The following is an 8,374-nucleotide window of genomic DNA, read 5'->3' as shown; positions in this document are numbered from 1 at the left end:
TCTCGATACTTGCAACCGGTAGGCGTTACACATTCAAGGTGTGTACTCACTCAACTCACCGCGACTTGTTCCTGTCTTTGAGCATCTACAGCGTACACATGGCGTGCCGCAAGTTGTACTGTCGGACAACGGGCATGAATTTCTTGGGGAAGTATTCACCAGCTGGCTCAAGTCCAATGGGGTAGCGCTGCAGTACATCCAGCCAGGCAAACCCAATCAGAACGCCTTCATCGAACGTTTCAATCGCACTTTCCGCGAAGAAGTGCTCGACCGAAATCTCTACGTCCGTCTGGACGATGTACGCGAAGCCACCTACTGGTGGATGATCAATTACAACGAAGAGCGACCTCACGATTCACTTGGCGGCATGAGTCCGGTCGAGTACCGCAACCAGTACGTCGAAGGTTCTACTTTTGAAGTGTCTGCTTGACGGGGGAGCTTACGCCAGCGCCAGTGCAACGACGGCGCAGATATCGGCGATACGGTTTTTACGTCGGTGGAGCGTGGATGGGATCAGGCTCGGCAGAATGTGCCAGGCCTGCCATGCGAGAAGTCTTGTCGCCACCACGCCCATGTGTGCGCACCCAGCGCGGGGACATCGCTTGCGCGGCCAATCTGCGCAGGCCAGGCTGGCTGGTTACAATCGCCACATATGCCTGTTGTCGAGTGGATGCCGTGCCACGGTTGTTGACCCCAAAGTCCCTGCAGCAACGCAGCACTGCCCTGGTGCTGCTGGTATTGGCTGCCCTGCTGGCCCCGGACCATGCCCCGGCACAGAATGCGGCCAACACGGAACGCCGCCTGCAACAGGCGCGTGAGCAACTGCGGCAGACCGCTGCGCAACGACGCCAGACCGAGCAATCGATGCAGGCGGCCAACGCCCAGCTGCGTCAGGCCGATGCACGTGTGGCCCGGGCCAGCCGCAGCCTGGCCGACGTGGAGCATGCACTGGCAGTGCAGAATGCACAGCTGACCAGCGCCCAGAAACGGCGCACTCAATTGCAGGCCGATATCGCAAACCAGCGCAGCAAGCTGGCCAGCCTGTTGCGTGACAGCCAGCGGGAAGGCAATCATTCGGCGTTGAAGCTGCTGCTGTCGCAGGATCAGCTAAGCGACAGCCAACGCGTGCTCGCCTATCACCGCTACCTGCAACAGCAACGCCTGGACACGCTGGAACGGATCAATACCGACCTGGCACAGGTACAGGCGCTGGAGCAGGAATCGGCACAACTGCGGCAAGGCCTGCTGGAAAAACGTGAGCAACAGAAGTTGCTGGCCACGCAACTGAGCCAGGAACGCAACACCCACCGCCAGGCGGTGGCCGCGATCAATGCCGAGCATGCACAGAAGCAAAGCCGCGAGGCAGCACTGAGCCGGGATGTGCGGTCGCTGGAAACCGTGCTGGCGAACCTGCGCGCACAGGCGGCGCGGGCCGCTGCCGCACAACGGGCAGCACGCAATGCCAATGCTTCTGCCGGCACCAACAGCCGGCCACGCACGGGGCAGCCTGCACGTGGGCAGCAAGCGCCAGCAGCCCAGCCCGGGGTGCGCGTGGGAGGCGGCGCGTGGCCGTTGAGCGGGACCATGGTGCGCCGCTTCGGCGCGCGCCAGGCGGACGGCCGCACCAGCACTGGCATCCTGATCGAGGCCGCCGCCGGTGCGCCGGTGACGGCGGTGGCTGATGGCAAGGTGGTGTATTCGGATTGGATGACCGGCTACGGCATGATCCTGATCATCGACCATGGCAACGGTTACATGAGCCTGTACGCACACAACGAGAGCCTGCTGCGTGACAACGGCAGCCAGGTCAAGCGTGGTGAATCGGTGGCACGCGTCGGCAACTCCGGTGGGCAGGGACGCAATGCCCTGTACTTCGAGCTGCGCCGCAACGGCCAGCCGGTGGATCCGGCCAGCTGGCTGCGGCGCTGAGCTGGCGGATACGCACGCATCGCGCATAATCGTGGCTTGCCCTGGACAGGTCGATCTGGCCCAGGTTGCGTAGACCAAGGAGAGCGCGATGCGTTGGACCCATCAAATCAGCAGTGCCTTGTTGGCGCTGGCCGTCGTCAGCCCTGCGTTGGCACAGCAGGACACAACCCCGGCCCCGGGCGCATCGCCGCAGCAGGCAGTACCGCTGGATGAGATCCGACGCTACGTCACCGTGTTCAATGCGGTGCGCGCAGCCTATGTGGAGCCGGTTGCCGACACCAAACTGATGCAGTCGGCCATCCGTGGCTTGCTGCTGGAGCTGGATCCGCACAGCAGCTATCTGGATGCCGAGCAGGCCAAGGTGTTCGAGGAGCAGTCGCGTGGTGCCTACGAAGGCATCGGGGTGGAAGTACAGACGCTCAAGGACAAGGTGCTCAAGGTGATCGCGCCGATCGAGGGCGGCCCTGCAGCAGCGGCCGGCGTTTTGCCGGGCGATCTGATTGTGGCCGTGGATGGCAAGCAGATGGCAGCCATCACCGATGTGGAACCTTTGCGCGGGCCAACCGGTTCCAGTGTCACCCTGGGCATCCGCCGCGAAGGACAGGCCAAGCTGCTGGAGATTGTGGTGCAGCGGCAGACCATCCGCCTGAGCAGCGTGCGCAGCCGCCTGCTGGAACCGCAGTACGGCTATATCCGTATTTCTACCTTCCAGGCTGACACCGCGACGGATTTTGCCCAGCACGCCAAGCGCCTGGCCGAGCAGTCGGTCGAGCCGCTCAAGGGCCTGGTGCTGGACCTGCGCAGCAACCCCGGCGGCCTGCTGACCGCGGCCGTGCAGATCGCCGATGAACTGCTCGAGCAGGGCACCATCGTCAGCACCCGTGGCCGGCTGAGCAGCAGTGATTCGCACTTTGAAGCCACGGCAGGCCAGTTGTTGCCGGGAACCGACCTGATGGTGCTGGTGGATGCCGGCTCGGCCAGTGCCTCCGAAGTGCTGGCCGCCGCCCTGGTCGACAACCAGCGCGCACGCATCATCGGCAGCCGCACCTTCGGCAAGGGCTCGGTGCAGAGCGTGCTGCCGCTGGACAATGGCGATTCGATCAAACTGACCACGGCACGTTATTACACCCCGAGCGGGCGTTCGATCCAGGCCGTGGGCATCAGCCCGGATATCGTGCTCAGCCCGGAGGCCAGCAATACTGCGGCCGGTGATTATCGTGAGGCCGGTCTGGGCGGGCACCTGGAGGGCGAGCTGGAGCAGGAAAATGCCGGCCTGCCCAGCGGCGATTTCCTGCCCGGGGACAAGCCGATCGAACAGGCACTGGCGGCGTTGAAGACACCGCCCGGCCAAGCCGCGCCGGCAGAGTGACGAGGCGCCCGCAAGTTTATGTTGCCATGCAGCATAAGTGCTTGAGCCATCACACATTTGCAAGCCAATTCCAAGCCCTGACACCATCGTGCAAAAGGCGTATGTTGGCCGGCCCCAAGCGTGTCTAAAATGTTGCAGTGCCGTTAGTGTCCAGTTAAACACTATGGTTATACTGCATACGGCGTCGTATGTCGGGAGGGGTCTCCGGCGCTGGTCGAGGGTACTCGGCTGGCAGGCGCACCAAGGCTAAATCAACTGTATTTCCGGAGAAGAACGCAAAATGTCTACCGCTTCCCACATGATTCGTTTCACCGCACTGGCTGTTGGTGTTGTTGGTGCGCTGGCTGCAGGCCACGCCAATGCTGCTGCTTTCCAGCTGAAGGAAAACAGCGCCAAGGGCCTGGGCCGTGCATTTGCCGGTTCCACCAGCGCCTGGGGCGATGCCTCGGTGGTCGCCACCAACCCGGCTTCGATGCGCCTGCTCGATGGCCGCCAGTTCCAGGCCGACCTGAGCGTGATCAGCTTCTCGGCTGATTTTGAGAAGTTCAACGGCCGCCAGCCGAGCGGTGCCCCGATCAGCGGCGGCAACGGTGGCGATGCCGGCATGATTGCCCCGGTTCCGGCGGCCTACTTCTACACCCCGGTTGGCGATGACATGCACTTTGGTATGTCGCTGACCGTGCCGTTCGGCTTCAAGACCGAATACGACCGTGACTGGGTGGGCCGTTACCACGGTGTCACCACCGACCTGAAGGCCATCGACCTGGGTGCCTCGTTCTCCTACGACGTCAACCCGTATGTGTCCTTCGGCGCTTCGGTGTTCGCCGAGCACCTGACCATCGAAATCAGCAACGCCGTGGATTTCGGCACCGTTGCCTATGCCGCCAGCAATGGCGCCAGCGCCCAGCTGGGCCTGTACCCGGGCAGCGCCGACGGTTTCTCCACCGTTGAAGGCGACAACAATGCCTTCGGTTACACCCTGGGCGCCACCCTGAGCCCGAGCGAAGACACCAACATTGCCTTCAGCTACCGCTCCAAGGTCGAGCACAAGATCACCGGCGGCAAGGCCACCTTCGACGTGCCGGCCCTGGCTGCTGCTGCCCTGCAGACCGATGCCCGTGGCATCTTCGTCAACACCAGCGGCAAGGCGTCCGTTACCCTGCCGGCTTCGGCTACCGTCAGTGTGACCCACCGTGTCAACGACCGCTGGACCGTGATGGGCGACCTGTCGCGCACCGCGTGGAAGAGCGCGTTTGACACCGTCACCGTGGACTTCGCTTCCAACCAGCCGGATTCGGTGCTGGGCTTCCACTACGACGACACCACCTTCGGTTCGATCGGTGCCGAGTACAAGTACAGCGACACCGTGACCCTGCGTGGCGGCGTGGCCTATGACGAAAGCCCGACCAGCTACGAGCACCGCGACGTGCGCGTGCCGGACGTGACCCGCAAGTGGCTGTCGCTGGGCGTCGGCTGGCAGCCGTCGGAGAACATGGAGTTCAACATCGGCTACACCCACCTGTTCACCAACGAGCCGGCGATCAACGCCCGCGCCGCCACCAACAACCTGCTGCAGGGCAAGTACGAGGTGGGTGGCGACATCCTGGCTGCCTCGATCAACTACAAGTTCTGATCAAAGCGCTGGTTTGACCATGCAAGGCCCCGCTCCGGCGGGGCCTTGTTGTTTGTGGCCATCGACGGCAGAGGTCGATGGCGGTACCGCAGCGGTGCTGGCAGCGGATACAAAAACGCCCCGCACGGGGCGGGGCGTCGGTACAACCAGTGGTGATCGTGGATCAGTCGCCCAGGGTCATCAGCGAGGCATTGCCACCGGCAGCGGTGGTATTCACGGTGACCGTCTTTTCGGTGGTGAAGCGGGTCAGGTAGTGCGGGCCACCGGCCTTGGGGCCGGTGCCGGACAGGCCCTGGCCACCGAACGGCTGTACCCCGACCACGGCACCGATCTGGTTGCGATTGATGTAGACGTTGCCGACGTTGATCGAACGGCTGATGTGCTCGATGGTGCTGTCCACACGCGAATGCACGCCCAGGGTCAGGCCGTAGCCGGTGGCATTGATCTGGTCGATCACCGCCTGCAGCTGGTCGCCCTTGAAGCGGATCACGTGCAGCACCGGGCCGAATACTTCGCGCTGCAGCTGGGCCAGCGAGCCCAGCTCATAGGCACGCGGGGCGAAGAAGCTGCCGTTGGCGGCATCGGCGTCCAGCGGGGCGGCGGCGATCAGGCGAGCTTCGGCATCCATGCGCTTGGCATGGGCATCGAGGATGGCCAGGGCATCGGCGTCGATCACCGGACCGACGTCGGTGGCCAGCAGGGCCGGGTTGCCCACTTTGAGCTCGGCCATGGCGCCGGCCAGCATGGTCATCACCTTGTCGGCAATGTCCTCCTGCACGAACAGCACGCGGGCGGCCGAGCAGCGCTGGCCGGCCGAGGTGAAGGCCGAACCGATGGCATCCTTGACCAGCTGCTCGGGCAGCGAGGAGGAATCGGCGATCAGCGCGTTCTGGCCACCGGTCTCGGCGATCAGCACGCCGATGGCGGCATCGCGTGCGGCCATCGCACGGTTGATCGCGCGGGCGGTTTCGGTGGAGCCGGTGAAGGCCACGCCAGCCACGCGGGCATCGGCAGTCAGGGCCGCGCCGACGGTGGCGCCGTCGCCGGGCAGGTACTGCAGCACATCGGCCGGAATGCCGGCTTCGTGCAGCAGCTTGACCGCTTCAAAGCCGATCAGGGTGGTCTGCTCGGCCGGCTTGGCAATCACGCTGTTGCCGGCGGCCAGAGCGGCGGCGACCTGGCCCAGGAAGATGGCCAGCGGGAAGTTCCACGGGCTGATGCACACGAACACGCCGCGGCCATGCAGCTGCAGCACGTTGGATTCACCGGTCGGGCCGGGCAGGGCGACATCGGCAAATTTCTCGCGGGCCTGCATGGCGTAGTAGCGCAGGAAGTCCACCGCCTCGCGCACTTCGGCGATGCCGTCGGGCAGGCTCTTGCCGGCTTCGGCGGTGCACAGGGCCATGTACTTGGCGGTCTGGGCTTCGAGCAGTTCGGCAGCCTTTTCCAGGATCGCGGCGCGGCCGGCGGCCGGGGTGGCATTCCAGCCCGGCTGGGCAGCCACAGCATTGGCCAGGGCGCGCTCGACGGTGGCCGCATCGGCCGGGGTCCAGCTGCCGACCTGCTGGCGGCGGTCGGCCGGGTTGGTGACAGTGACGGCGGTGCCGGTGGGCTGTGCACCGGGCACCAGGGCGGTGGCCTGCCAAGGGCCGGTGTACTGGTCCAGCTGGGCGGCCAGGGCCTTGAGGGTGTTGTCGTCAGCGAAGTTGATGCCCATCGAATTGGTCCTGTCGTGGTTCTGGCTGCGCAGCAACTCGCGCGGCAGCGGGATCTTGGGGTGCGGGATGCTGGCAAACGATTCCACTGCTGCCACCGGGTTGCGGATCAGCTCGTCGATGGCCACCGATTCATCGGTGACGCGGTTGACGAAGCTGGAATTGGCGCCGTTTTCCAGCAGGCGTCGTACCAGGTAGGGCAGCAGGTCCTCGTGCGAACCCACCGGGGCATACACGCGGCAGGGCACATCCAGGCGGTCGGCCGGGATCACCTCGGCATACAGGTCATCGCCCATGCCGTGCAGCTTCTGGTGCTCGTAGGTGCGCCCGGCCGCGATCACCTTGATCGAGGCGATGGTGTGCGCGTTGTGGGTGGCAAACATCGGATAGATGGCGTCGCTGTGGCCGAACAGGCGCTTGGCACAGGCCAGGTAGGACACGTCGGTGTTCTGCTTGCGGGTGAACACCGGGTAGCTTTCCAGCCCCTCCATCTGGGCGCGCTTGATCTCCGCATCCCAGTAGGCGCCCTTGACCAGGCGCACCTGCAGCTTGTGGCCGATGCGCCGGGCCAGGTCGGCCAGGTAGTCGATCGTGTAGGGCGTACGCTTCTGGTAGGCCTGGACCACGATGCCGAAGCCTTCCCAGCCCTTGAGCGAGGGATGGCTGACAACGGCCTCGATGATGTCCAGCGACAGCTCCAGGCGGTCGCATTCCTCCGCATCCACGGTGCAGCCGATGCCATAGGAACGGGCCAGCTGGGCCAGTTCGAGTACGGCCGGCACCAGGTCGCGCAGCACGCGTTCGCGTTTGGCGTGCTCATAGCGCGGGTACAGGGCCGAGAGCTTGATCGAGATGCCGTGGGCAGTGGTGACATCGCCACCTTCGCCGCCGCCATGGGCCTGGTTGTCGCGGCCGATGGTGTGGATGGCGCGCTTGTAGTCTTCCAGGTAGCGCAGCGCGTCGCGCATGGTCAGCGCACCTTCGCCGAGCATGTCGAAGGAATAACGGTAGTTGGCGTTGTCGCCCTTGTGCGAGCGGGCCAGCGCCTCGTCGATGGTGCGGCCCATCACGAACTGGTGGCCCATGATCTTCATCGCCTGGCGGGTGGCCAGGCGGATCACCGGCTCGCCCATCCTGCCGATCAGGCGCTTGAAGGCGCCCGGGGCATCGGCGCGGGTGGCGTCATTGAGGGTGACCAGCTTGCCGGTCAGCATCAGGCCCCAGGTCGAGGCATTGACCAGCAGCGAATCGCTGCCGCCCATGTGGCGGGCCCAGTCGGCATCGCCGAGCTTGTCGCGGATCAGCTTGTCGGCGGTGTCCTGGTCGGGGATGCGCAGCAGGGCCTCGGCCACGCACATCAGCAGCACGCCTTCCTCGCTGCCCAGGTCGTACTGGCGCATGAAGGCCTCGATGGCGCCCTGATCCTTGGCGCGGACGCGGACCCGGCGGACCAGATCGGTGGCGATGGCCTGCACCAGAGCCTGGTCCTTGTCGGGCAAACGGGCCTGTTCAAGCAGGCTCTGGACGCAGCCGGTTTCGTCACGCAGCCAGCCATCGGTGATGGCCTGGCGCAGTGCCGGGCGCGCAGCCGGCAGGGAGGATGAGAGCGTTGGATGGGTCATGCGGCGACTCGGATGTTTTGGTCTATTGCCTGTACATAAAGGCCGGTACGACGCGCCTCGGGGTACAGGGGCAGGCTTGCTGGGAAGCAAATATAGGGCTTGGAAC

The 8,374-nt window shown here is 64.8% G+C and carries 5 protein-coding genes; 4 read left to right on the top strand and 1 reads right to left on the bottom strand.

Annotated elements, in window-relative coordinates:
• The first annotated feature begins 103 nt into the window (after nucleotides 1–103).
• The 4 genes from ABB30_RS15635 (at nucleotide 104) to ABB30_RS04005 (ending at nucleotide 4,931) form a co-directional block, all read left to right on the top strand.
• Nucleotides 104–430: an integrase core domain-containing protein gene (locus ABB30_RS15635; protein ID WP_161808826.1), complete on the top strand. Its 327-nt coding sequence runs from the start codon at nucleotides 104–106 to the stop codon at nucleotides 428–430.
• A gap of 257 nt (nucleotides 431–687) precedes the next feature.
• A complete protein-coding gene (locus ABB30_RS04015; protein ID WP_245626413.1) occupies nucleotides 688–1,929 on the top strand; it encodes a murein hydrolase activator EnvC family protein in 1,242 nt (413 codons plus the stop codon).
• An 88-nt stretch (nucleotides 1,930–2,017) separates the two neighbouring features.
• Nucleotides 2,018–3,298: a S41 family peptidase gene (locus ABB30_RS04010; protein WP_057637024.1), complete on the top strand. Its 1,281-nt coding sequence runs from the start codon at nucleotides 2,018–2,020 to the stop codon at nucleotides 3,296–3,298.
• A 280-nt stretch (nucleotides 3,299–3,578) separates the two neighbouring features.
• Nucleotides 3,579–4,931, top strand: a complete 1,353-nt coding sequence (locus ABB30_RS04005) for an outer membrane protein transport protein (protein WP_057637023.1) — start codon at nucleotides 3,579–3,581, stop codon at nucleotides 4,929–4,931.
• Nucleotides 4,932–5,094: 163 nt separating this feature from the next.
• Here the strand turns inward: ABB30_RS04005 and putA are convergent, their stop codons facing one another.
• On the bottom strand, nucleotides 5,095–8,268 hold the full coding sequence (gene putA, locus ABB30_RS04000) for a bifunctional proline dehydrogenase/L-glutamate gamma-semialdehyde dehydrogenase PutA (protein ID WP_057637022.1): 3,174 nt from the start codon (nucleotides 8,266–8,268) through the stop codon (nucleotides 5,095–5,097).
• Nucleotides 8,269–8,374 lie beyond the last annotated feature (106 nt).

Origin of the sequence: Stenotrophomonas ginsengisoli, assembly GCF_001431485.1 — a bacterium.
Lineage (GTDB): Bacteria > Pseudomonadota > Gammaproteobacteria > Xanthomonadales > Xanthomonadaceae > Stenotrophomonas > Stenotrophomonas ginsengisoli.
The sequence above is the reverse complement of the archived record's forward strand: the minus strand, read 5'-3'. Positions and strand labels throughout refer to the sequence as shown.